21 protein-coding genes are annotated in these 24,439 nt (G+C 43.3%); 18 read left to right on the top strand and 3 right to left on the bottom strand.

Features of this window, described 5'->3' with window-relative positions:
- Positions 1-7: 7 nt before the first annotated feature.
- Positions 8-1,606, bottom strand: a complete 1,599-nt coding sequence (locus tag C8D97_RS06740; RefSeq protein ID WP_109762986.1) for a serine/threonine-protein kinase — start codon at positions 1,604-1,606, stop codon at positions 8-10.
- A 255-nt stretch (positions 1,607-1,861) separates the two neighbouring features.
- Between C8D97_RS06740 and gpmI the strand changes: the two genes are divergently transcribed.
- From gpmI to C8D97_RS06770, 6 genes are all read left to right on the top strand, one after another.
- Entirely contained in the window at positions 1,862-3,397 is a 1,536-nt protein-coding gene (gene gpmI / locus C8D97_RS06745; protein ID WP_109762987.1) for a 2,3-bisphosphoglycerate-independent phosphoglycerate mutase, read from the top strand.
- A gap of 35 nt (positions 3,398-3,432) precedes the next feature.
- Positions 3,433-4,581: a murein hydrolase activator EnvC family protein gene (locus C8D97_RS06750; RefSeq protein WP_109762988.1), complete on the top strand. Its 1,149-nt coding sequence runs from the start codon at positions 3,433-3,435 to the stop codon at positions 4,579-4,581.
- A gap of 124 nt (positions 4,582-4,705) precedes the next feature.
- Positions 4,706-4,909, top strand: coding sequence for a hypothetical protein (locus C8D97_RS18015; protein WP_146196097.1), 204 nt, complete (start codon positions 4,706-4,708; stop codon positions 4,907-4,909).
- 374 nt (positions 4,910-5,283) lie between these two features.
- Positions 5,284-6,669, top strand: a complete 1,386-nt coding sequence (locus tag C8D97_RS06760) for a S41 family peptidase (RefSeq protein WP_109762990.1) — start codon at positions 5,284-5,286, stop codon at positions 6,667-6,669.
- Between the two features lie 25 nt (positions 6,670-6,694).
- The gene (locus tag C8D97_RS06765; protein ID WP_109762991.1) at positions 6,695-7,570 is read left to right on the top strand and encodes a divergent polysaccharide deacetylase family protein; all 876 of its coding nucleotides are present in this window, start codon (positions 6,695-6,697) and stop codon (positions 7,568-7,570) included.
- A 215-nt stretch (positions 7,571-7,785) separates the two neighbouring features.
- Positions 7,786-11,271, top strand: a complete 3,486-nt coding sequence (locus tag C8D97_RS06770) for a proprotein convertase P-domain-containing protein (RefSeq protein WP_109762992.1) — start codon at positions 7,786-7,788, stop codon at positions 11,269-11,271.
- Between the two features lie 95 nt (positions 11,272-11,366).
- Here the strand turns inward: C8D97_RS06770 and C8D97_RS06775 are convergent, their stop codons facing one another.
- On the bottom strand, positions 11,367-12,026 hold the full coding sequence (locus C8D97_RS06775) for an outer membrane beta-barrel protein (protein WP_109762993.1): 660 nt from the start codon (positions 12,024-12,026) through the stop codon (positions 11,367-11,369).
- A 499-nt stretch (positions 12,027-12,525) separates the two neighbouring features.
- Here C8D97_RS06775 and C8D97_RS06780 point away from each other — a divergent pair, with 499 nt between their 5' ends.
- From C8D97_RS06780 to C8D97_RS06810, 7 genes are all read left to right on the top strand, one after another.
- Positions 12,526-13,434, top strand: a complete 909-nt coding sequence (locus tag C8D97_RS06780; RefSeq protein ID WP_109762994.1) for an SPFH domain-containing protein — start codon at positions 12,526-12,528, stop codon at positions 13,432-13,434.
- A gap of 15 nt (positions 13,435-13,449) precedes the next feature.
- A complete protein-coding gene (locus C8D97_RS06785; protein WP_109762995.1) occupies positions 13,450-13,908 on the top strand; it encodes an NfeD family protein in 459 nt (152 codons plus the stop codon).
- A gap of 217 nt (positions 13,909-14,125) precedes the next feature.
- On the top strand, positions 14,126-14,551 hold the full coding sequence (locus C8D97_RS06790) for a rhodanese-like domain-containing protein (protein WP_109762996.1): 426 nt from the start codon (positions 14,126-14,128) through the stop codon (positions 14,549-14,551).
- A 142-nt stretch (positions 14,552-14,693) separates the two neighbouring features.
- Positions 14,694-15,215 (top strand): protein-export chaperone SecB, encoded by a 522-nt coding sequence (gene secB, locus C8D97_RS06795; protein ID WP_109762997.1) that lies wholly within the window; start codon positions 14,694-14,696, stop codon positions 15,213-15,215.
- 5 nt (positions 15,216-15,220) lie between these two features.
- Entirely contained in the window at positions 15,221-16,240 is a 1,020-nt protein-coding gene (gene gpsA / locus C8D97_RS06800; RefSeq protein ID WP_109762998.1) for an NAD(P)H-dependent glycerol-3-phosphate dehydrogenase, read from the top strand.
- Positions 16,241-16,294: 54 nt separating this feature from the next.
- Positions 16,295-16,630, top strand: coding sequence for a hypothetical protein (locus C8D97_RS06805; protein WP_109762999.1), 336 nt, complete (start codon positions 16,295-16,297; stop codon positions 16,628-16,630).
- Between the two features lie 289 nt (positions 16,631-16,919).
- Positions 16,920-19,136 carry a hybrid sensor histidine kinase/response regulator gene (locus C8D97_RS06810; RefSeq protein WP_170115169.1) on the top strand — a complete coding sequence of 739 codons (2,217 nt, stop codon included), beginning with the start codon at positions 16,920-16,922 and terminating at the stop codon, positions 19,134-19,136.
- 57 nt (positions 19,137-19,193) lie between these two features.
- Here C8D97_RS06810 and C8D97_RS06815 read toward each other — a convergent pair whose 3' ends face one another.
- On the bottom strand, positions 19,194-20,387 hold the full coding sequence (locus tag C8D97_RS06815) for a class I SAM-dependent rRNA methyltransferase (protein ID WP_109763001.1): 1,194 nt from the start codon (positions 20,385-20,387) through the stop codon (positions 19,194-19,196).
- Between the two features lie 60 nt (positions 20,388-20,447).
- On the opposite strand from C8D97_RS06815, the gene C8D97_RS06820 reads away from it, so the two are divergent.
- From C8D97_RS06820 to C8D97_RS06840, 5 genes are all read left to right on the top strand, one after another.
- On the top strand, positions 20,448-20,966 hold the full coding sequence (locus C8D97_RS06820; RefSeq protein WP_109763002.1) for a glycine cleavage system transcriptional repressor: 519 nt from the start codon (positions 20,448-20,450) through the stop codon (positions 20,964-20,966).
- Positions 20,967-21,152: 186 nt separating this feature from the next.
- Positions 21,153-21,800 (top strand): DUF502 domain-containing protein, encoded by a 648-nt coding sequence (locus C8D97_RS06825; protein ID WP_109763003.1) that lies wholly within the window; start codon positions 21,153-21,155, stop codon positions 21,798-21,800.
- An 86-nt stretch (positions 21,801-21,886) separates the two neighbouring features.
- Entirely contained in the window at positions 21,887-22,552 is a 666-nt protein-coding gene (locus C8D97_RS06830) for a hypothetical protein (protein WP_109763004.1), read from the top strand.
- 453 nt (positions 22,553-23,005) lie between these two features.
- The gene (locus C8D97_RS06835) at positions 23,006-23,869 is read left to right on the top strand and encodes an RHS repeat domain-containing protein (protein WP_109763005.1); all 864 of its coding nucleotides are present in this window, start codon (positions 23,006-23,008) and stop codon (positions 23,867-23,869) included.
- Between the two features lie 18 nt (positions 23,870-23,887).
- Entirely contained in the window at positions 23,888-24,406 is a 519-nt protein-coding gene (locus C8D97_RS06840; RefSeq protein WP_109763006.1) for a hypothetical protein, read from the top strand.
- The last annotated feature ends 33 nt before the right edge of the window (positions 24,407-24,439 follow it).

A 24,439-nucleotide genomic window follows, 5' to 3' on the forward strand; every position in this document is an offset into this window, starting at 1 on the left:
CATCCCCTTATTGAAAAGGATTTACTTTAAAGTCGCGCTTTAATGCACTGAGCAGCGCTTCGCGTAATTCGTTAACCGTCTGATAACGCTTGCTCATCTCTTTGTGCAAAGCCTTATTGACTATTCTACTCGCACTGGCCGGTAAGTCAGCTCTGATTTTGCGAACCGGTTCATGTTTCTTGGTGGTTATATTTAGAGCAACCGTTGCCAGCGACTCACCCTTAAAGGGTAAGTGGCCGGTCAGCAGTTGGTAAAAGGTAACCCCAAGACTGAAAATATCACTGCGCTGATCAATTTTTTTACCCTGCACCTGTTCCGGTGACATATAAAATGGACTGCCCAATATTGCCCCGGTTCGTGTTTTGCTTTGATCGGTTAAATGCGCAATACCAAAGTCGGTAATGATAACGGTTTGCTTGTCGTCATCATAAATAATGTTGCCCGGTTTTATATCACGGTGAACCACGTTTTTCTGATGTGCGTATCCCAAACCGGCGGCAATTTGCAGCATCAATTGATACACCAGCGAAACGGGCAATAGTGTATCGGGCTTGTTGTGTTGATCCAGGGGGACACCTGTAAGCAAATCCATGGCGATAAAGGCCAGATCCTGCTCTTCGCCCACATCGTAAATGGTAACAATGTTCGGGTGATTTAATTTACCGGCGGTTTCGGCTTCACGGAAAAAACGTTCGCGAGCCACTTGTTGATCCTGATCTTCAAATTCTTTCGATAACGCCAAGGTTTTAATGGCCACTTCACGATTAATTGCCGGATCAACACCGCGGTACACCACACCCATGGCGCCTTTACCCAGAACACTGTCGATGCGATAACGCCCCAGTGTTGGCGGCTGCAATCCTTCCCCAGGCATCAACATGGTTTGATCCATAATGATGGTGCCACTCATATTGGGATTGGTTTGATGCATATGGGTTAACCGCTCGATTTTCATTTTACAATCTTTAAAGCCACGCTTTTGCAGCTCCAGCCATCGATAAATGGATATGGCCAGTTCGTATTCGCGCTTACGTTCGCAGGTTTCTGCCAGCAGGTAATTCAGTTCCAGCACATCGTGATTACGCTCGAGCTGTTTTAAAATATTCCAGGCGTCGGACAGTTGATTAATTTCCTGAAAATGTTTGGCGGCAGCCACGCCCCATTGCTGGCGTGAATGCAATAAAGGTTTTAGGGGTGACTGGTGCAGTCTTTCGACAATGCCAAGCATTAAGGCAAGCGTTATAAAACTGCTTATTTCCAGTGCCGGAGTGATCATGGCAAATTGATGCAGACTCCACCAGAAAGCGCCCCACAGAGCTAACTGACAAAGCAAAAAAATCAGCAGACTATTACTGAAACGTGCCCGAAAGGCAAAATAAAACAGAGGCGCAACAAGTAAGATCGACACCATAAGCAGCGGATCATAATACAAAAAGGGCTCGGCAGACGGGGTATTTAATAACCCGGTAAGACGATTATAGGCCTCAGTAAAAATTGTGCTTTGCCAACGCAGCATCGCCAAAGCGGCGCAGCCGATAAAGTACACGGCTAACCAACCACTGGAGAGTGTCGATAATATATTCGGTGATCCGAGCCTTGAATGCATGCTGTGTTGTTATTAAAAGGATTGAGTGAGTAACACTTGAGCATAACTGATCATTGAGATTGTCTCAAAACATAAGCGCCGAATAATGAGCGAATTGTCGGGATATTTAATGATTGGGAGCAATCACCCGCAAAACTGATGTTTTAATAACCGATTCTTATCTATTCGCCGATCTGCCCGATGAAGTCTTGGCGAACTGATGTATAATCGCGCAAACATCATTCACTTTTTGTCAGTTAAGGTACACAGGTAATTATGACGGCACCGATCAAACCCATGGTTTTATTGATTCTTGATGGTTGGGGGCACAGCACCGATCCCGAAAACAACGCCATTATGGCGGCAAACACACCTAATTTTGATCGCCTGTGGCAGCAATCGCCGCACACTCTGATTTCCGGATCGGGACTCGATGTTGGTTTGCCCAGTGGGCAGATGGGCAATTCGGAAGTGGGGCATTTGAATCTGGGTGCCGGGCGTGTGGTTTATCAGGATTACACCCGCATTACCAAGTCGGTGGATGACAATACATTTTATGACAATGCCGCTCTGTGTGAAGCGGTGGATAAAGCGGTTGCGAAAAACGCAGCGGTTCATCTGATGGGGTTATTATCGCCCGGTGGTGTGCACAGTCATCAGGATCACATTTTTGCCATGGTAAAACTGGCGAAACAGCGCGGCGCAGACAAAATATACCTGCACGCGTTTCTCGACGGTCGTGATATGCCACCGCGCAGTGCGAAACAAGCGATTCAGGCGTTTGAGCAACAAGCAAAGTCAATTGGCGCCGGCCAAATTGCTTCCATTATTGGCCGATACTACGCCATGGATCGCGATAAACGTTGGGATCGTATTGAGCAGGGGTACAACCTGATCACTCAGGCTGCTGCCGAATATCATTTCGATACTGCCGAGCAAGCGTTGGCTGCGGCTTATGAGCGCGATGAAAACGATGAATTTGTTAAAGCCACTACCGTGGGTGAAAAAGTAACCCTGGCTGATAATGACGCGTTGATTTTTATGAATTATCGCGCCGATCGGGCACGGCAACTGACCCGGACATTTTCTGAATCTGACTTTGATGGCTTTGAACGAAACGTTACACCAGCTCTATCGGCAATGGTAACGCTGACCCAATACGCGGCCGATATTGATGTGCCTGCGGCCTTTGAGCCTCTGAAGCATAAAAATGTTCTGGGAGATTATTTGCAACAACTGAATAAAACTCAGTTACGCATCGCAGAAACAGAAAAGTACGCGCACGTGACCTTCTTTTTTAATGGCGGTGTGGAGCAACCGTTTCAGGGAGAAGAGCGCAAATTAATCCCTTCGCCACAGGTAGCGACCTATGACTTGCAACCTGAAATGAATGCGCCCTTGATGGCGGATGAATTAGTCTCGGCGATTGAGTCGCAATCCTTTGACGTTATCATTGGCAATTTTGCCAACCCCGATATGGTGGGTCATACCGGAAAATTTGACGCAACCGTAAAAGCCATCGAAGCGATTGATACTTGTTTGGGTCGCATTATTGCTGCGTTAGATAAGGTAAGCGGCGAAATACTGATCACGGCGGATCATGGTAACGCAGAAAAAATGGCCGATGATGAAACCGGTCAGGCGCACACGGCCCACACCAGCGGTCCGGTTCCCTTTATTTATTACGGTCGAGACGCCGAGGTTGTGGTGAACGATGGTGTACTGGCCGACGTTGCGCCGACATTGCTGTCGATCATGGGGCTTGAAATTCCGTCAGAAATGACTGGGCGTCCAATTATGGCGTTGAAGTAGATCTTTTGGTGGCCGGTTTGACAGTGCGATCCAGAATGCGCTTTACAATACGAGCATTGCTGACCTCGGTACTGACCTTGTGCGTGTGTCAGGTATCTGTGCTACTGGCTGCCGAAAAAGAACAAACCGAACAACAGCTGCAACAGGTTAAACAACAAATTAAACAGTTGCAGCAGCGGCTGGATAATAAGCGCAAACAATATTCCAGCGTTACACGTACCCTAAGAAGCACCGAAAAGAAAATTAACTCAGCAGCAAAAATTTTACGGGCCACCCGTTCGCAGATCGTCCGCGAAAAACAAACCCTAAAAAACAATAAAAAGCAGGAACTGCAACTCGAACGCAATAAAAGCAAGCATCAGGATATACTGGCGCATCAAATACGCAGCGCTTATTCCAGTGGTCGTCAGGAGTACCTGAAATTATTGTTGAATCAGGAGCAACCGGAAAAACTGGGTCGTATGTTCAGCTATTACGATTACTTGAATAAAGCACGCACCAAAAGCATTAAGGAACTGGGTGAAACACTGGTTCAGTTAACACAGGTGCAAAAAGATATTCAGGCCAATATCAAAGAGCTGGCACTTTTGGAACAGGCTCAGGTTAAAGAGCAAAAACGCCTGTTGTCATTAAAAGAACAACGCAAAAAAGAAGTGAAGCAACTGGCAGCCAGCATTGCGTCACAAGATAAAAAGCTCAGCCATTTACGAGAAAATGAAGAAGAACTTGAATCGTTATTGCATCAGATGCAAAAGGCACTGGAACAGATTTTTCAGCAACAAAATCTCGAAGGATTGGCGAAATACAAAGGAAAATTAACCTGGCCGCTCAGTGGCCGGTTAGCACTTAATTACGGCGAGCCGATTAATCGCGGGATACGCAGTAACGGTATTCGTATTGCTGCCCAGGAAGGCAAAGATGTGGCTGCGGTATTTCACGGTCGAGTGGTATTCAGTGACTGGTTCCGCGGTTTCGGTTTGTTGGTGATTGTTGATCATGGCAAAGGCTATATGAGTTTGTATGGCAACAATCAATCCTTGTTTAAAGACGTGGGCGACTGGGTTGAAGCCGGAGAAATGATAGCAAGCGTCGGCCAAAGTGGTGGCCAAAAAACGCCGGGACTCTATTTTGAAATACGGCATCAGGGCAAAGCTCGAAATCCCATGCAGTGGATCCGCGGATAACCGTAGTTTTCGATTATTTTTAATATAATCAGTAAAAAATTAGGCTTCATCTTTCCTTGCCAATTAAAAGAGCTTTAGACAAACAATATAGTATAGCTTTGCCATAATTGTTTTTTGTTTTAGAGTGACTCAATTAAGCTCAAAATCATTCATACCGCACACATCCACTGGCATGGACGCCAGTGGAAGTTATTGTCAGCCATGGAAGGCTGTCAATAACGGTGTGTTGATAGGTATGAGTGATTTTGAGGAACCCGTAGGGCTTAATTGTTGGAGCGTAGGGCCTTTTATTCCGGGCATCCTGCCCTCCACCTTTCAGGCCAGCTAACGCTGTTCAAATTCGTTCCCGACGAATTTGTGCCTTCTTTTTGGCTAAGCTACATGGATGTAGTGAATGCAGTTAATGCAGGAGCAATTAGCTGCCAGAAAAAGAAGGTCGCCCAGAAAGGCGAAACAAAGGCCATGAAATAAAAGTAGATGTTAATCTGTTTTTGGGATTTATATAATTAAAATATCGGCTGTTCAGTTAAATAGTGTTCTTTTTATTTCATATTCTGTGAGATCAACTCATACCTTATGGATATTATCTTATTAAAACCAAACCTCTTATTACCTTCAAAACGTTCTAATAAAATTAAAGGCAAGCACCTGTAGTTTGAACTATAGTGAAATTAGAGCGATGTAAACGTAGAGGTCAGTTAAATGGTTTGCTCCAGTCTGCGATGGTTAGCGGTTTCGATTTTAAGTGTTGGGTTTTTAACGGCATCTGCCAGTGAGAAGGATACCGAAAAAGCGGGTCACCCCGAAAAAGAGTCTCACCCTAAAAAACAGATCCACCCTGAAAAAGGGAACCCTTCTAAAAACGTTCAGCAAGCTGAACAATCAACCGAGGCCAATACGCACCTTGAGCCATCGTCGATTCCACTTGAACAGTTAAAAGCCTTTGCCGAAACCTACTGGCAAATAAAACAGTCTTATGTTGATCAGGTTGATGATAAGTCATTGATTGAAGGCGCCATCAACGGCATGTTGAAGTCACTCGATCCTTACTCCGGTTATCTAAGCGAAGAGGATTTGCAAGATTTACAGGCATCATCCGATGGGGTTTATGATGGACTTGGGGTGGAAGTGGTGGCCGATAATGCTCAGATTAAGGTGGTAAACACACTGGAAAACTCCCCAGCAGAGCGGGCAGGCATTAAAGCCAATGATGTGATCATTGCCATTAACTCAAACAATGTCGCCGAAGTGGGTACCGAAAAAGCCATCGATTCCATGCGCGGAAAAGCCGGAGAAAGTATTCGGCTGAAAATATTGGCGCAAGGTGTCGGCAAACCCATCGACTTTGATCTGGTGCGAGAAACACTGGAAATGAAAAGCGTTAAATTGCATCAGTTGAACGACGGATACTGGCACATAGAGTTATCCATGTTTCAGCGCGACAGTGGTTATGAGTTAGAAAAACTGTTGCTGGAGCAAACATCCGGTAAAGCGTTTAATGGTTTGATTCTGGATCTGCGTGATAATCCGGGCGGTGTATTACGCGCTGCGGTGGACATTGCCGATCTGGCGCTGGATGATGGTGTTATCGTGTCAACCGCCGGGCGGGCGGATGACAGTATGCAGCGCTATTTTGCCAATCCGGGCGATGTGCTGGAGCAAATTCCGATGATTGTTTTGATTAATGAAGGTTCTGCTTCGGCGTCTGAAATTGTTGCCGGGGCTTTGCAGGATCACAAACGGGCCGTGGTGCTTGGTCACAAATCTTTTGGTAAAGGTGTGGTGCAGTCTATTTTGCCGATCCAACAAAACTCGGCCATCAAATTGACCACCTCTCGTTATTTCACACCAAAAGGCCGGTCCATTCATGGGGTTGGTATTATGCCGGATATTAATTTAAGTGATGAGCCGTTAAATGATGAACCTTTAAATAGTCAGTCGTTAAATAATGACTCGTTAAACAAAGACACTTTAAGCAATCAGGAAACACCCAACAGTAACCACACCGCAATTGATTTAACACCGCAGGATCCTGTGGTGCAGAGAGCCTTAACCTTGCTTGCCGAGCAAACGCAGCGTAAGCTCTAGGCAAATTAATTAACAACGAAAAATAATGCTAAAACAGTTTTCTCTGTTGGCTTGCTTTTGCTTAGCCAAGGCAAGTCTGGCCGCCGATTTAGACATCATCATCCCTGAGTTTCCAGAAGATCACGCGATCCAGTTTGATACATACCCACAACAGGATACCAGTACGTTTATAAAGGGCTCAGAGCTGTTAGCCAATACCGAATCACTGATCCGTCAATCGCTAAAACCGAAAGTGATATTGATTATTGATGATCTGGGGGATAACTACCGACTGGCCAAGCGCATTGTCGATTTACCGGCAAAGATCAATCTGGCGTTTTTACCGAATACACCGTTTGCCAAAAAACTTGCGCAGCAAGGCTATCAAAAAGGCCACGATATCATGCTGCACTTTCCCATGGAGGCCACCACACGGCCAGATCTGTTAGGAAAAGGCGCATTAACCCATCAGCATTCAAAAGAACAGGCGGAGCAGTTATTTCAGGCCAATCTTGAGCAAATCCCACATGTGGTTGGCTTTAATAATCATATGGGCAGCCTGATGACACAATCCGCCGATCATATGCGTTGGGTGATGGATTATGCCGCCAGACGAAATCTGTTTTTTGTTGACTCAAGAACTATTGCCTCATCGGTGGCGATCGATCAGGCTTTGCAGCAGGGTGTACCATCACTGGGTCGTGATGTGTTTCTGGATCCCGTATCGGACTCGATAACGTCCGAGCAACAGCTAATGCGTGCACTGTCTATTGCCGATAAAAAAGGCCAGGTTGTAGTGATAGGACATCCTTATCGCAGCACCATTGAGCTGCTAGAACGTGAGTTGCCCTTTATCGCACAGCACTATCAATTGGTTACTGTGAGTGAGTATTGGCAATCGAATCAAAAGGCTATTAATTAGCTCCAAGCCCCGGTTTTATTGTTTTGACAGGTTTAATGGTGGTTTTTTCAAATTAAGTCACAGCAATCTTAATCCCTAAAACATCCAACCCTGACATTATTCAATTCCCCGATCTTTGACTGTGTGAATATTGCGCATTAACCACTCGAACTTTGCGTTTACCAAGCAACTAATATTATGATGCAGGCATATAAAAGCAAAATAAAGTGCAGGTTATGAATCGGAAAAAGGTTAATATTTTTACCGCTGTTGGTATTGCATCATTCGCTGCGATAGCCTCGCAGTCAGTCGCGTCTAAGTCATTCAAGCCAGTGGTTGCAACAAATAAGGTTGAAACGACTAAGGCTGCGACTGATAACAAAGTTCTGGTGATGGCGCCCGGTCAGTATTCAGGATTTAAACAAGCCGATGAACAACAGTTGTTGGCGTTTGTCCAGCAACAGCAACAATTACTGGGATTGAATTCTGCTGCATGGTTAAAGCTCGGCACGGTTAAACACAGCCTTTTGGGTACCCACTATCATTTTAAACAGGAAGTTAATGGTATTCCTGTATGGAACGGCGGTTTAACCATTTCTGTGAACAAAAACACTGGCGATATTAGCAAGGTGTACCGTTTTACTCACTCATTTTCTGATCAAGCCGTTGCCAATGCTGAAGCGTCTGTAGCGACAAAAAACTTAACACCCATGCAGGCACTTGAACGCAGCTGGTCATTTTTTCAGCCCACTGGCAAGTTGCTAGCTAAGCCAACAACGGAGCTTGTTTATATTAAAACAAGAGGCTCGTTGATATTAAGTTATGTTAATTCGTTTGATCTAACGGCCCCCGGTGGAAGTTGGCAGCAAATTATTGATGCCAGTAGTGGCAAAGTGCTGGAAACCAATCGACTGGATGTGCCGAAAAAGCCAACAAAAATTTATCAGCTTGCCCGAGATAATAAGTTAGAGCCATTTGAGCGCAAGAACAACAGCATCACATTGGAGCAGGCTTTAAGCGAGTTAAAACAGCAGACACTAAAACAACAATCCGATAATCAACCATCCGCTTACGCTAATTTGGTCGATGCCACCGGGCTAGTATTTGATCCTGATCCACGCACAACCTTAAATGATGAGAACCTTTCTCACCGTGCTGCTGATTCGACATTCGATCAGGCATACTTTACCCAAACCTTGAGGGATGTAACCTTGGATCAGGGCGTGTATTCGCTGGTAGGTCCATATGTTCAAATCATAGATTTTGAAGCACCAGAAACACGACCCAGCACTACCAATGATGGTAACTGGACCAGTAAGCGTGGCGAAGCGCCTTTTTATGATGTGATGTCTTATTTCCATATCGATCAAAGTCAGCGATACATACAATCATTAGGTTTTACCGGTGAAACAGCCATTCAAAACACCTCAATTGAAGTGGACAGTGATGGGCAAAACGGTATCGATAACTCTGCGTATTTTCCCGGCAACAATAGACTATCTTTTGGCCACGGTGGTGTGCCCGATAACGAAGATGCAGATGTTATTTTGCATGAGTATGGCCATGCCATTCAATTCGATATTAACCCTAACTGGCAATATGGTGACACAGGTGCCATAGGTGAAGGCTTTGGTGACTATTGGGCCGGCTCTTACAGTTACTCGACGCCTAATGGTCAATCGCTTCGTCCTGAGTGGGTTTATACCTGGGATGGCCATAATGAGTTTTGGGATGGCCGTGTTCTTGATCAGGTGGATTATCAATACGATCCTTCTGAAACTTATGGACCACACGAGCTGGTAAATGGGGAATTGAGTGATGAGCTCTGGTCGACCCCTTTATTTCAGTCACTGGTTGAACTGATTAATATGGGGCAGACCCGTGAAGAAGTGGATACGATTGTTCTGGAGTCGCACTTTGGTCTTGGCGCAGGGGTGCGTATGCCAGAAATGGCACAATCAACCTTGCAGGCCGCGGTTGCTTTGTTCCCCGACGGCCCACACGCGTCGGTGTTTTTTAAATGGTTTACTCAAATGAATATTGTTTCTGAGCAACCAATGGAAAGAAAGGATTTAGTGTTTGAGCAGGCCGGTGCAAATGGCGCGGCCGATCCCGGCGAAACCGTGGCTTTTAAAGTGCCTTTGTTAAATGATAATCCGGTCAGTGCCACCAATGTGGCTGCCAGCTTATCCTCTTCAACCAATGGTGCCGTTGTTGTTCAAGGCGACGTTTCCTATCCGGATATTGAGGCCTATGCAACACGTTCAAATACTGAAAATTTTGAGTTGACGGTTCCTGCAACCCTTACTTGCGGCTCGACTTTTAATGTCAGCATGGACGTTGAATATCAATTACAGACAACAACGCCATCGGATAAATCTGAGCAGTTAAATTTTGAAGTCTTTACTGGTCGCCGGGAGTTGGTTAGTACCGGCAGTGAAGCCAGCTTTGCCATTCCGGATAATGACGCGGATGGTGTGTCTTCGGTAATTACCGTTGAAGGTGCTGGCATGCAGGTTGATGATAATTTTAGTGTCGATGTTAATATTAATCATGGCTATGTTGGGGACTTAACCGTCACATTGATTTCTCCAGAAGGTACCCGCGTAAACTTAACGGTGCTGGATGGTGACAACGGCAGTGAAGATTTAATCGGTAACTTTCCCGCTGATTTTACCCCTGCAGAAAGTCTATCTGTTTTTGATGGTGAAGATTTAAATGGCGACTGGACTTTGACTGTTGTGGACGGCGCCGCTGAAGATGAAGGAATGCTCAACAGTTGGCAGCTTAATTTATCTTCCGAGTCAGAGTGTGAGAAGCCATTAGAAAAAAGGGAGCTTGTGTTTGAACAGGCTGGTGCAAATGGTTCTGCTGATCCTGGTGAAATGGTTGCCTTTAAGGTGCCTCTATTCAATGGTAACCCAGCCAGTGCTACGAATGTGACGGCCAGTTTATCATCGTCAACCAACGGTGTGGTTGTAACTCAGGCAGATGTTAATTATCCAGAGATAGAGCCTCAGTCGACACGTTCAAACACCGAAAGTTTTGAGTTAAGTGTTCCAGAAACATTAACTTGTGGGGCGTCTTTCAATGTCAATATGGATGTTGATTATGAGCTGGATATAACAACCGCATCGACAAAATCAGATCAAATCAATTTTAAAATATTTACAGGTCGTAGGGAGTTAGTGAGTACAGGCAGCGAGGCCAGTTTTCCTATTCCAGATAATGATACTGATGGTGTTTCCTCAGTCATAACGGTAAGCGGTGCTGGTACGCAGGTGGATGATAATTTTAGTATTGATGTTAATATCAATCACACTCATGTAGGCGATTTAACGCTTACATTAACCTCGCCAGAAGGTACCCGCGTAAACTTAACGGTGCTGGATGGTGACAACGGCAGTGAAGATTTAATCGGCAACTTCCCCACTGATTTTATGCCTGCAGAAAGTTTATCAGCTTTTGATGGTGAAGATTTAAATGGCGACTGGACTTTGACTGTTGTGGACGGCGCCGCAGAAGATGAAGGAATGCTCAACAGTTGGCAGCTTAATTTATCTTCCGAGCCAGAGTGTGATGCTGTCAGCGAAAGCGACGACAGCAGTCAAAATGCCCTTTATGGTCTAGCCTTGGCAGTGTTAATTGGAATGGAAGCTGGTAGTTTACATTTTGGTTACTTCTTACTGTTGATGCTCTGGTTTAGACGTCGTCAAAAATAACTGACCGTTTATGCATTTAAAAAGCCCTGTTAAACAGGGCTTTTTTATTTCAAGAACTTTCTTGAATTTTTGATTGTAAATAGTGGTTAATCAAATTAAAAATACATGGATAATCCTACGCTAGCCTGATCCAGATCGGCGTCACGATCCGAACCTGTAATAGGACCGTTTTCATTTTGAGCAAATTCAACTTGGTAACGATTGTACTCAAGTCTTAAATGCAGGTTTTCTGTTAAACCGAAGGCGGCGCCAATGCCATAAAAGGGTTCGTCACCATCAATTGAGCCATCAAAGCCCAATACCTGATAATCGGTTTCCCACCAAAGATGACCGGCTTGAGCGTAAATATCAAAACGGTCAGTGAGTGGTAAGCCGGCTTTAAATGCTAGTGTATAACCGTCTGTATCGGCACGGCTGGCGTCACTGCCGTAGGAACCAAAATCAAGGTAACCGCCTTCAATACTAATAAAGGGATTTAATTGCGCACCAATGTGTAAACCATAGGCGTCGTTATCATCATTAAATTCATCAGCGTCTTTGGTTTTTACCTGACTGTAATTACCGCCAAAATATATGCCCTTATCATCACTGGAACGCGCATGGGTGGGCAAGCTCATAATCAGACCGATTACCGGAGCGGCAAGTAAAAATGGTTTTACAAAAGATTTACTTCGAGACATTTTTTGTAATGGCTTATTTTGCAATGGCCTATTTTTTAATGAATTAGTGTCTAAATATTTGTTTGCGTTTGTCATAATGCATCTCTCCTTACTCAGGGTTAGAAATAAAACACAGGGTTAGAAATAAAAAATATGTTTATGAAAAGTACTGAGTGTAAAAATAAATAATGTAAATTCTTTTCATTGGTTTACGTTAATGACACTTTCATCGATACAACACGTATGCCAACTTTCCTGTTTGTTTGAAATAACGTCTTTCAGTCACCCTGTTAAAGAATAAAAGTGTGCACAGGTTTGCACTATGTAAAATTAAACGTGAGATATCTCGAGGATTTAAGAAACACTCGGAACTTTATGGATTGTCTGTTTCGTAAAAACGTCAAAAAATGATGTAATTCGTACAGGGAGCGACTGCAACTAAGTGTAAAATTTTCATGATCGCGTTTTATCGCTGTGGAAAATTTCAACACAATCAATTGCCCAGCTGGTAATAAAGATAGCCATTGCTGGACTAGGGTAGATTACAAAACATCAAATATTATTCGTGAAGTATCATTTTATTGAGGAAGTGCCAATGGAAGTCGCCATTTTAGTTATTCTGGGGTTCTTGATTGTATTGCTCTTTATGGGCGTCAAGCAGGTAAAACAGGGGTTTCAGTACAACATTGAGCGTTTTGGTAAGTTTAAGCGCAGCCTGTCACCCGGTTTGCATTGGATAACCCCGCTTATTGAAACCGTGGGTGCTAAAGTCAATGTGATGGAGCAAGTACTGGATATTCCTGAGCAGTCCATTATTTCACAGGATAACGCCACCGTTACCATTGATGCGGTGTGTTTTTATCAGGTGATTAATTCGGCAAAAGCCAGTTACGAAGTCAACGATTTAACTCGTGCGATGCAAAACCTGGTGATGACCAATATACGAACCGTATTGGGTAGTATGGATCTGGATGCCATGTTATCGAAACGGGATCAGATCAATGCCAGAATCTTAACCATTGTTGATGAAGCTACCAATCCCTGGGGTGTAAAAGTCACTCGAATTGAAATTAAAGATATTTTACCACCGCGTGATCTGGTTGATGCCATGGCCCAACAAATGAAAGCGGAGCGAATTAAGCGGGCGCACATTTTAGAAGCCGAAGGTGAAAAACAGTCCTCTATTCTTCGGGCAGAAGGTCAAAAAGAAGCTGAAATACGTCGCGCCGAAGGTGATCGACAAGCAGCATTTCTTGAAGCGGAAGCCCGTGAGCGAGCCGCCGAAGCGGAAGCCAAAGCGACCCATATGGTGTCACAGGCGATTGCAAAGGGTGATTTAAACGCCATCAATTATTTTGTGGCGCAAAAATACGTTGAGGCAATGGCTGAGTTTGCCCGTTCACCGAATGAAAAACTGGTGTTTATGCCGATGGAAGCCAGTTCTCTTATTGGCTCAATTGGTGGTATTGCCGAACTTGCCAAAAATGCATTTCAAAAAAGCTAGTTTAAGGAGTCGATGATGACCGAGTGGTTTTTGCACATTGAGTATTGGCACTGGCTCAGTCTGGGGTTTGTTTTATTGATTCTGGAAATGCTTGCGCCGAGTACTTTATTTATGTGGATGGGGCTGTCCGCCATTGTTGTCAGTATTGTGCAGTGGATCGCACCGGATATTACCTGGCAGTGGCAGTTTTTATTGTTTGGCGTTTTATCGCTGGTGAGTTTTTTCTCCTGGCGTCATGTATCAAAATCGCGAGGCTTTGATGAGGACGAAGAAGAATACGCAACCTTGAATCAGCGTTCGGCGTCTTTGGTGGGACGAAAAGCGGTGCTCACAGAACCTCTGGAAAATGGCGTTGGAAAAATTCGTCTCGACGATACCTACTGGCGAATAGAAGGGGATGATTGCTCTGTGGGAACAAAGGTTGAGGTGATTGGTGTTAATGGTGCCACGCTTAAAGTTAAAGCCATGACGTAATGACTCTGACAGGGCGCTGCTTTCAATACTTAACTTGTTGGAGTGGTCTTTTTCTTAATATGTCAAGAAAACCAGCATAAGCCCGTTGCTAGTACGGGCTTTGCTATTTTTTACCGCTTAAAAACCAACAACTTGCATCCTTTTTTGCACCCATTTCAATTTTTGCGCATAATGCCTGCCCGAATATAAACGTCAATTATCCTGATGTAGGAAAAATATGGAACAAGTAGTCGAATTTTTGACCAATCATCCCTTGTTAACGGCTGCCTGGGTGGTTATTGCCATTGTGTTGCTGGTTGTGCAGCTTAAGCATATGAAAACAGGCGTAAAGTCGCTTGTGCCGCAAGAGGTGACTTATAAAATCAATAAAGAAGAGGCGCAGGTGATCGATATGCGACCCGTTGCTGATTTTAATAAAGGGCATATTGCTGGCGCAAAAAATATTCCGCAATCAAAGCTCGATGATAGCCATAAAGAGCTTGAAAAACACAAAAACAATCCCATTATTCTGGTTTGCGCAAATGGCATTCAGGCTGGTGCTGCAGGTACCAAGTTGAAGAAAGCCGGGTTTGAACAAGTATTTAAATTATCGGGTGGTTATCAGTCGTGGGTGGGTGAAAACCTACCGGTTGTGCGAAATTAAGCAAAAATATGATCAATCGCGCCCAGACAGGGTGTTTTCCAGTTAAGAAGGCTGGATAAAAAGCTAACGACAGAGTTTGTCGTCAGCACAAGATCAAAAAATTAAAACTAAATGATTAAAAACTAAATTAAGTGAGAAAGATATGACTGAGCAAGTAGATGTAAAGCCAGAAGGTGCCGGTGCAACCACTGAAACTCCAGAAGGTGTTCAAGTTGGTATACAGCGTATATATACCAAAGATGTTTCTTTTGAAGCGCCTAACGTACCTGAGGTTTTTCAGGACGCTAACTTCAAACCTGAAGTAAAAATGGAGATGAACAGCAAGTCTCGCAAAATTACAGACGATATGTATGAAGTGGTATTAACCATGACCATTACTGCTGCTTCTGGTGAAACCACAGGCTTTTTAGTTGAAGTTCAGCAAGCAGGTTTGTTTGGTGTGCGCGGCTTAAACGATGCACAATTGCGTCATCTGTTAAGCACTTTCTGCCCAGAAACCCTTTATCCTTATGCTCGTGAAGTGATTTCAAGCCTGGTAAGCAAAGGCGGTTTCCCTCCTGTTTATTTAGCACCGGTTAATTTTGATGCATTGTTCCGCGCTCAAATGGAGCAACAGGCACAGCAACAAAATGCGGCCCCTGAAGGTCAGCCTGCGGCAGAGTAATCGACGTGTCCTCTGCGCCTGAGCAGTTTACGCCGATAGCGGTACTGGGTGCTGGTTCATTTGGTACCGCGCTGGCCAGTTTACTGGCTGGCAATGGCAATCCAACTCGCTTATGGTGTCGCGATACTGAGCAAGCAACCTTGATGCAAAGTCAGGGTTGCAATGCTAAATACCTTCCTGACGTACAATTTCCCTCTACCCTGCAAATCACCGACAATTTGGCGACAGCCGTTGACGGCGTTAAAGATATTTTGGTGGTGACTCCCAGTGGTGCTTTTTCTGAAACTTTAAAAGCCATCAAACCGCTTGTTCAAAGTGACGTTCGCATCATTTGGGCGTGCAAGGGACTGGAGCCTGGTAGCGGTCGATTCCTGCATGAAATTGCTCGTGAAGAGTACGGAGAGCAAATCCCATTAGCGGTTCTGTCTGGTCCCACCTTTGCAAAAGAATTGGCCACGGGTATGCCGACAGCCATTACTCTGGCTTCCAATGACCCTGAGTTCGCCAGTGATATGGCCGAGCGATTGATTAACAATACATTCCGGGTTTATACCAGCTGTGACATGATTGGTGTGCAAATTGGTGGCGCATTGAAAAATGTGATTGCCGTTGGTGCCGGTATTGCCGATGGTATGGGGTTTGGCGCCAATGCCAGAACTGCTTTGATTACACGCGGTCTCGCCGAAATTCAAAGGCTGGGTTTAACTCTGGGCGGCAAAAGCGAAACTTTTCAGGGATTGGCGGGCTTGGGCGATCTTGTGCTTACTTGCACCGATGATCAATCTCGTAATCGTCGTTTTGGATTAGCGTTAGGAAAAGGCGCAGCGGTGGAGCAGGCGATCCGCGACATTGGTCAAGTTGTGGAAGGCGCTAAAAATGCCCATCAGGCAACCTTGCTGGCGAGTAAGCATCAGGTAGAAATGCCGATTTCGCAAGCCATATATCGAATTGTTCATGAAGGAGCCGATCCAGAAGAACAGGCTTATGAGCTGCTTGGCCGACAATTGAAAGCCGAAGGTCAATGATCAAATAATAGTCATACAAATCTTTATCATTAAAACAATATAAAAGGGGTTGTAATGGACAAGGTAATTTACGCATTTTTTGCAATTGCGGCTGCAACGGCCAGTTATTTTTGGGGACATCAGGCCGGGCAGGAAACCGCACAAAAACAACATATTCAACAGAAGACATTAAAGATGGCCGAAAACATCAGTCATCAAATTCAATATCAAACATTAATTGAGCTGAACAAAGTGGATGAGCTGCAGCTGCTGGTCAAAAGCCGAATTCTGGCGGATAAAACTCAGCTGGAAGTGCAACTGGCTGATCCCGCCATTCAAAATAAAGCCTTATTGAAAGACGCGATTGCGACGGCTAATCAGGTCTTAATGAAAAGCAACGAGCAACCCTAAATATTCTATTATGGCGCGATTTTCCGCGCCGATTGCATTTTCTAAAAGCTTGATTCATCGCAGTCTTTACTGCTGTGGTATTACGCATAATTAATACGAATGCTGCCAGTGTTCATTTTACCACTCATCTTCTCAGCGACGTGGCTGGTTTTAGTCTAGTATTAAACCCATGATAAATAGAAAAATTCACTGAAAACGCGTGCGCCTACTTTTTCTGCTATTCACAGTTTGTCTCTTCCAATGGTCGATTGCCAGCGAGCTTACACTGTCACAGACAGAGCACTACAGTGTGGGCTCAAATTTTAATTGGACAAGCGCCGATTCGTCCAAGTCTCTTGAACAAATTAAGCAGGACTCCACTTTAAATTGGCAAACACTTTCTGGCGATAAAACTTCGCTTGGTGTGATCCGTCAGGAGCATTGGTTTAAGTTAACACTAAACAACCGCACAGAATTGTCACGATGGTTATTTCAGTTTTCCAGTAATGGATTGCGATTAATGGATGTCTGGTTGGAATATTCCGATGGTCGTAAGTTTAATCGGTTACTGGGGGCTGATTATCCTGTCTCACAAGGCCGTAAACTTTGGGGGCCAAATTTAAACTTTGAACTTCAATTCGAAGGCAGTGAGTCGGTTGATATTTATATTCGTACCCGACATAAAGGATTTTTTGATGTTAAATCCAGCGTTGCGCCTTATGATGAAATGGCGGCTGATAACATGCGGAAGTTTGGTTTTGACATGTTGTTTTTTGGATTACTTATTGCACTAGTGATTTACCACGCACTGTTTTTTCTTGGCGGTCGTGATTTAACCTACTTTTATTATTCTTTGTTTATTTTGTCTACCTTGTCTCTGTTTCTATTCATCGAAGGTTACACGTTTTTAATATTCGACGGTGTTTCAGATTATATCTTCCCACTGTCACAGCTCACCATAATGTTTATGGTACTGAGCAGTGTCTGGTTTATGTCGTACTTTTTGCGAGTGAGCCGAAATATTAAATATGGAAAATGGCTTAACCATTCTGTAACTGGTATTGGGATAGCCTGGATCATCATGCGCATGTTTGTTGATCCGGCTACATGGATAACCGGTGCATTGCTAATGACAGTTATAAGCAGTTTGTATATTTTTATATTAAGTGGGTATCTGGCTTTGTATAAAAAAACGGTGTTTTCAAGATACTTTTTTATTGGCTGGAGTGTTTGGGTTCTTTGGCTGATCTATATCGCATTAGGTGCGCTAAATTTTTATCCATTTTCACTGGCCGATACGTTTCCAATGTTAAAGTTATCGCTGGTGATTCAATTTTTATTTTTTGCCTGGTTGTTATCACTACGAATAGGCATTCAGCGCAGTAAACAACAGTTGGCAGAGGCGCAAAATAAAGCCAAGTCTGAACTGCTTGCTCGTGTGAGTCATGAAATGCGAACGCCACTGAATGGTATTTTAGGCATCAGTAATATGCTTCGTGATCATGTTAAAGATGAAGAAGGCAAAAAACTCAATGACGTACTGTATAACAGTGGTCAGGCTTTGGTAAGTGTGGTTAATGATTTGCTCGAAATTTCCAGGTTAAACAATAAGTCGATTAAAGTTAGCGCTGAAGAAGTCGAACTGGAACTTATGATTTCTGAAGTTTGGCAGTTTTTTAAATTGCAAATAGAAGAGAAGGGCATTAAAACAGAGTACATTAAAAGTGAACAGTTACCGGAATATATTAAGATTGATCAGCATCGGGTAAAACAAATTTTAACTAATTTATTAGGCAATAGTCTGAAATTTACAGAGCAAGGAAAAATCACTCTTAATATCGATGTTGATAAAAACAACTTATTGCTCTCGGTATTTGACACGGGACGAGGCATTGAAACATCACATTTATCAAAAATATTTGAACCCTTTGAACAAGTGGTTACGGGAAAAGATGAGCTAAAAACAGGCACAGGACTGGGGCTGCATATAACATCCATGTTGGTGAAAAATTTAGGCGGAACCATTGGCGTTGAATCAGAAGTTGGCGTTGGCAGTTGCTTTTTTGTCTCATTACCGTTTGCGCCTATTCAGTCACTGTCAAAAAAACATACTGAGAAAAGTCCAACTATTGGTTCTTTGCGTGTGCTGGTGGCGGAAGATAATCCGGTAAACTTATTAGTGCTGAAAAATATGTTAAAGAAAATGGGGCATCAAATTTCGCATCAAAATAATGGTAAGTTAGCGTTTGAGTATTATCAACAGCATCATCAGTCCATTGATGTGATATTAATGGACTGTGAAATGCCGGTAATGGATGGTTACGAGGCTACACAACAGATCCGCAATTTTGAAAAAACAAATTCACTATCACGAACCCCGATTGTTGCCGTGACAGCCCATGTTTACGAAGAGCATTTTGAAAAAATAGAACAGTCAGGCATGGATGCGCAAGTGAATAAACCCTTTAGTGAAAACGAAATCAAAGACATACTTGGCGCCTGTTGTCAGCACCAAGTATCGGATTGACCTTGGAAAATGTGAGTTTACGTCTGTTAAATAGTACTAATATACTGACAAGATTGATCAGGCCGATAGCACCCGAGAAATAAATCCCTTTATATAACGTGTTTCATCAATAGCCGGATGAATGGGATGATCCTGCCCCTGATGACATTGTTCGATTATCTGTACCGTTTTATCCAGATGACGTCCTGCGCCCCGTATGCAGCCTTGCAGTTCATTGGATTTTAAATGCATGGAACATGAGGCGGATAACAAGATGCCATCGCGGTTTAACAATCGGATAGCCGCTTCGTTTACTTTTCTATAAGCATTTAATCCTGCTTTATGATCTTTTTTCTTTTTAATGAATGCAGGTGGATCAACAATCACCACATCAAATTTTTCGCCTTGCTGTTTTAATTCTGTCATGGCGGTATAAGCATCACCTTCAACACAGGTGGTTATGTCTTGAATGCCATTTAGAGCAGCGTTTTGATCCAGTTCATCCAATGCCTTGGCCGAAATATCTATCGACCACAATTCACTGGCACCGTGTTTGGCCATTTGAATACCAAAGGCACCAATATAACTGAACACATCCAGAACTCGTTGACCTTTGGCATACTTTGCAATTTGTTGACGGCTCACACGGTGATCGTAGAACCAGCCCGTTTTCTGACCAGTATGTGGGTGGATAACAAACTGAGTATCATTTTCTTCTATTTGCAGACTGTCGGGCGTTACACCATGAGCTTGTTCTATAACATTGCTCAGCGACTCGGCTTTGCGGGCGTTGCTGTCATTGCGTAATAAAATGGACTCCGGCTTACAGACTTTGATTAAGGCTTCAATGATGTCTGTTTTTAACGCTTCCATGCCTGCGGTAGTGATTTGCACGACCAGATGATTGGCAAAGCGATCAACAATCAGTCCCGGTAAGCCATCGCTTTCTCCGTACACCAGTCGATAGAAGGGTTTGTCAAAAACGCGTTCCCGCAGCGACTGGGCTATTTTGAAACGATGCACAAACAAGGATTTATCCAACCCCCGTTTGTAGTCGCGGTTTACCAGTCGGGCGCATAAGAGGTTATTTGGGTTTATGTACCCGACCCCCAGTGGTTTTCCCTGTGCTGACTCAATCAGTACTTGCTGACCGACAGAAAAAGACTTGAGAGGCGTGGCGTTGGTGTCCACTTCATTACTGTAAACCCAAAGGTGACCGCTTTTAATACGTTTTTCTTCGTTCTTTTTTAGCTGAAGTTTGGCTAAGCTCATACACAGGCTCGATAAATTAACTCGTGTTAGTATTGTAACAACCATTAAAGGGAGCAGGCTATGAAAATGAAGCTACTGGTAACAGTTCTTGGGCACGATCGTCCGGGTTTGGTGAAACTCGTCTCGGATACGATAAAACAACAGAATGGAAACTGGCTGGAAAGTCGATTGTCGCATCTTGGCGGCAAGTTCTCCGGTTTGGTGTTGGCCGAATTTGACAGTGAAAATACAGATTCCGCCATCAAAGCATTGTCTCAGTTAAGCCACAATGGTTTAACGGTCACCTGTGAAGCGGTTGAACCGCAAACACGCAGCGAACAAATGAGTATTCAATTGGTGGGTAATGACAAACCGGGTATTGTTTATGAAGTAGCCGGTGCCATTAATGCGTTAAATGGCAATGTCGAGCAGTTTTCCAGTAACGTTGAGTCGGCGCCCATGTCGGGCGGTGAATTGTTTAAGGCAACTTTGAGTATTTCACTGCCCGAAGGCACCACCTTTCAGGATGTGAAAAATCATCTTGAATCAATGGCGGATGAATGGATGGTGGATCTGGTGATTGATAAAGAAGCGGATTAGATAGACCTATAGAAGGGTTGTAAGAAAGAACAATTAGATAAGGACAAACATCCGTCATACTTTTATTTTGATCAGAACCATTCGGGTAATATATTCAACTATCGAATGACTGTATTAAGCAGTGTTGTTAATAAACTGTTTAAACAGTAAACCGTTTGAAATAGTAAGCAGGTAATAATAAGCATAATGAAAAACTTAAAAACATTTGTTCGAAAGTCGTTACTCGGTGGGCTGCTGGTATTGCTACCTCTGGTTATTCTGGTGCTGATTTTTCGTTGGACCTTCTATTTTGTTACCGATTTAATTCAGCCCATTACCAACTATATGTCGACACGCTTTTTATTGCCGGAACTGTTGGCGGATGTATTGGTGGTGATACTAATCATTTTGGCGTGCTTTATGGTAGGCACCCTTGTTTCTACTGGCGTTGGCCGCTGGCTGCACGCACGATTTGATGGTTACCTGGCCAAGCTTGCGCCGGGGTATCGGTTAATCAAAGAAATTGTCGGGCAGTTTATGGGCGATCCCGAGTCGTCACCGTTCTCCCGTGGCGAAGTGGTCAAGGTGAAGTTGTTTGGTGAGCATTGCCCAACCACCGTAACAGCCATTGCGACCGCTAAACACAAAGACGGCACCATCACCATTTTTATGCCCACAGGGCCCAATCCCACATCGGGTAATATCTATCATTTACCGCCAGAGCTGGTGGAGTATATTCCCGATGCTTCAGTAGAAACCATGATGCGCTCTATCATTGCCTGTGGCGCGGGCAGCGATAAATTGTTCGAAAAACACACAATTGTTGAAGCCGGTCACAGAGATACTAACGTTTAATGGCTAATATACTAGAGGATAAATTAGCCGCTGGACGTACAGGTAGTTGTTCTACTGAAGTGAGTTGGAGTAAGAGGGCCTGAGTAATGAATGCAGTCAATGAACATATTGTTTTGCAGAGCGATGCGGTTGAAACCAGCGCCCTGATACTACCACCAGAAGCGCAACGCCAAATTGATTTCGATTATCAGTTAAAACCAAAATTTTCTGCATATACCTACTACTTTCAGTTATTCAATCAATGTTACCTGCAAATTCAGAAGCAGGATAAGCAAAGTAAAACTGTTTCACAGATCGCCTTTCATATCGGTTTACTGGAGCCTGCGGCTAAAAAACAACGCAGTACGGCCTGGCTAACCTTCACAGCTGCGCTGTTAACCGCTGTTGCTGCTGTCACATTGGGTGTGGTGCTAAAAGACTATTGGCTCGCACTCAGTACTGCCGGGTTAAGCGGGCTGTTATTTCTTGTGCATTACTTTTCTTTTCGTGAATCGTCTTTTTTCTTGTCGCGATCAGGCAAAGCAGCTCTCATTAAATTGAATCATCGCTGTCAATGTCGTCGATCACTAAAGGCATTTATCAGTCAGTTGGAGTCGCGAATTGAATCCAATAAACTGCCGGTTTCTTCAAAATATTTTGCTGAAGAAAATAAGTGGCACCGACAATTGAATGAACAAGGTTGGTTGTCCGACGAAAACTATCAAAAAGCAAGAGTACGCATTTTAAAACAATTTAATAAAGCGAAAGCGTAAACCACTCCATCATAATATTTTTATCGTTTATAACATCGAATAAAAAAGCTCACGCAATCGGTTTGGGGATTTTTCGAGGACGTTTCAAAACCAGTACTTCGACCGTACGTTTATAACAGTGTGTTTATAACAGTACATTTTTGAAAGCACGTCTTTGAACGTTCATTCTCGAGTCAATGCGATTGGTGAGCAAAGGACTACCTAATAAACATCTGAGCGAGGAGAGCTTCCACCACCCGTTATCATCTGAAATAAAACGGCAGTGGTGAATTTTTCAGATGCTTGTATGTGATAACGAGAAATTGAGTAGTTGGTTTACAAATTTTTTGTTATTTGAAATTTATGTCTGATGTATCTCGTCTTTTAATAGTTCAGTAGATTAAGAATATTTCTTAAATAACTTCGTGTACAATCAGTTTTTTCAATAATAGCTATTTTTAATGGAATAAGGAAATGAAGCTATCTAAGTTTTTTCAGTTATTTTTCTCAGTGCTTGCAATTGCTATACACTTAAATGGTTTTGCAGAAAAGAAAACCATCACCTTCATCCATACTGATCATTTAGGCTCGCCAGTTATGGCAACTGATGAAGCTGGTAATGTGAAGTGGCGTGAAGATTATCAACCATTTGGTAAACAGCTCACAAATCAAGATGTTGACAATAATATAGGGTATACCGGGCATAAGGAGGATAAGTCGCTTGGTTTAACTTATATGCAAGCACGCTGGTATCATCCTAATGCTGGACGATTTATGTCGACTGATCCTATACGTTATCGCGATATACATTCGTTTAATCGATATGTGTACGCAAATAACAATCCGTATAACTTCATTGATCCAGATGGAAAAGCTGCAATCGCAAGAAACTTTTCGTTCAAAATTTTGACAAATCCGAATACTCCACGTGCAGCGGCTAAACTTGGTGCTAGAGCAGTAACTGCTGGTGCTATCTCACAAGTTGATACTCCTGCATTAGGCCCAGCTGATGCAATTGCTGCTGTTTTACTTGCAGCATCTGTTGCTGATTTTGGTCTGGATTTGGTTTTTACTGAGTCGAACAGTGAATCTGGTTGGGTTTATGATCCTGATACAGATACAATGGTACCACCTGATGTTACATCGACACCAGGCGGAGAACCGCCAAATAACAATAATGATGACAACCAGAAAAATAAGAAAGACAAAGATTTTAATAAGAAGAATTTTCATAAAAAAAATAAGTCATCAAGTAATAAGAATAAACATCAAAAGGGTGAACGGAGAGTGAAGAAGGATCAGGGTGGTGAGAAAGGTGATGCTAGAAGGCATTATTAACTTAAAGGCTTGGAGATTATGAATACAGCACAACGAATAAAAGCAAGCTTGTTAAAAGAAAATTTGTGCATCGAATTACAAGATAATACTGAGGTATCAGGGGTTGTTTTAGCATGCTTTGAAGATTACTTTGTAATTTCAGTAACAGTTGACTTTCACTTTGATGGGCAAGCTTTTATTGAATATAAAGTGGTTGAAAGTATTGTTGAGAGTAATTCAAACAGCTTTTACTCAAAGCTGTTTTTTGCTAGAAATAAAAAAACACCGCAACTCAATGAGACGTACTCTTCTACATTTAATTCACTATTAAAAAGTTTTAAGAGTGACAAAATTATATCTTTGGAGTTTCATAATGAGCTGCTTATGGGATATATAAAAAGTGTTTCAGGTAGAGAAATTGTAATTGAACCAATATCCTCAACGGGTGAGTTGCTTGAAAGCTATGCATGTAGTAGGGATGAATTACTATATGTAAAAACGGATAGTGAGTATTTATCGGTATATGAGGAATATATATCAGGAGGCGTCGAATTTTAGTCGTGGTTTTAATATAGAGTATTGAAGTGATTG

It is taken from the genome of Pleionea mediterranea (assembly GCF_003148745.1).
Lineage (GTDB): Bacteria > Pseudomonadota > Gammaproteobacteria > Enterobacterales > Kangiellaceae > Pleionea > Pleionea mediterranea.

Coding starts and splice junctions, on each gene's coding strand:
- secB (WP_109762997.1), top strand. CDS start 14,694: ATGACTGAGCAAGTAGATGTAAAGCCAGAAGGTGCCGGTGCAACCACT.
- C8D97_RS06815 (WP_109763001.1), bottom strand. CDS start 20,387: ATGAGCTTAGCCAAACTTCAGCTAAAAAAGAACGAAGAAAAACGTATT.
- C8D97_RS06790 (WP_109762996.1), top strand. CDS start 14,126: ATGGAACAAGTAGTCGAATTTTTGACCAATCATCCCTTGTTAACGGCT.
- C8D97_RS06760 (WP_109762990.1), top strand. CDS start 5,284: ATGGTTTGCTCCAGTCTGCGATGGTTAGCGGTTTCGATTTTAAGTGTT.
- gpmI (WP_109762987.1), top strand. CDS start 1,862: ATGACGGCACCGATCAAACCCATGGTTTTATTGATTCTTGATGGTTGG.
- C8D97_RS06780 (WP_109762994.1), top strand. CDS start 12,526: ATGGAAGTCGCCATTTTAGTTATTCTGGGGTTCTTGATTGTATTGCTC.
- C8D97_RS06840 (WP_109763006.1), top strand. CDS start 23,888: ATGAATACAGCACAACGAATAAAAGCAAGCTTGTTAAAAGAAAATTTG.
- C8D97_RS06770 (WP_109762992.1), top strand. CDS start 7,786: ATGAATCGGAAAAAGGTTAATATTTTTACCGCTGTTGGTATTGCATCA.
- C8D97_RS06750 (WP_109762988.1), top strand. CDS start 3,433: ATGCGCTTTACAATACGAGCATTGCTGACCTCGGTACTGACCTTGTGC.
- C8D97_RS06835 (WP_109763005.1), top strand. CDS start 23,006: ATGAAGCTATCTAAGTTTTTTCAGTTATTTTTCTCAGTGCTTGCAATT.
- C8D97_RS06765 (WP_109762991.1), top strand. CDS start 6,695: ATGCTAAAACAGTTTTCTCTGTTGGCTTGCTTTTGCTTAGCCAAGGCA.
- C8D97_RS06820 (WP_109763002.1), top strand. CDS start 20,448: ATGAAAATGAAGCTACTGGTAACAGTTCTTGGGCACGATCGTCCGGGT.
- C8D97_RS06740 (WP_109762986.1), bottom strand. CDS start 1,606: ATGCATTCAAGGCTCGGATCACCGAATATATTATCGACACTCTCCAGT.
- C8D97_RS06825 (WP_109763003.1), top strand. CDS start 21,153: ATGAAAAACTTAAAAACATTTGTTCGAAAGTCGTTACTCGGTGGGCTG.
- C8D97_RS06785 (WP_109762995.1), top strand. CDS start 13,450: ATGACCGAGTGGTTTTTGCACATTGAGTATTGGCACTGGCTCAGTCTG.
- C8D97_RS06805 (WP_109762999.1), top strand. CDS start 16,295: ATGGACAAGGTAATTTACGCATTTTTTGCAATTGCGGCTGCAACGGCC.
- C8D97_RS06775 (WP_109762993.1), bottom strand. CDS start 12,026: ATGACAAACGCAAACAAATATTTAGACACTAATTCATTAAAAAATAGG.
- C8D97_RS06830 (WP_109763004.1), top strand. CDS start 21,887: ATGAATGCAGTCAATGAACATATTGTTTTGCAGAGCGATGCGGTTGAA.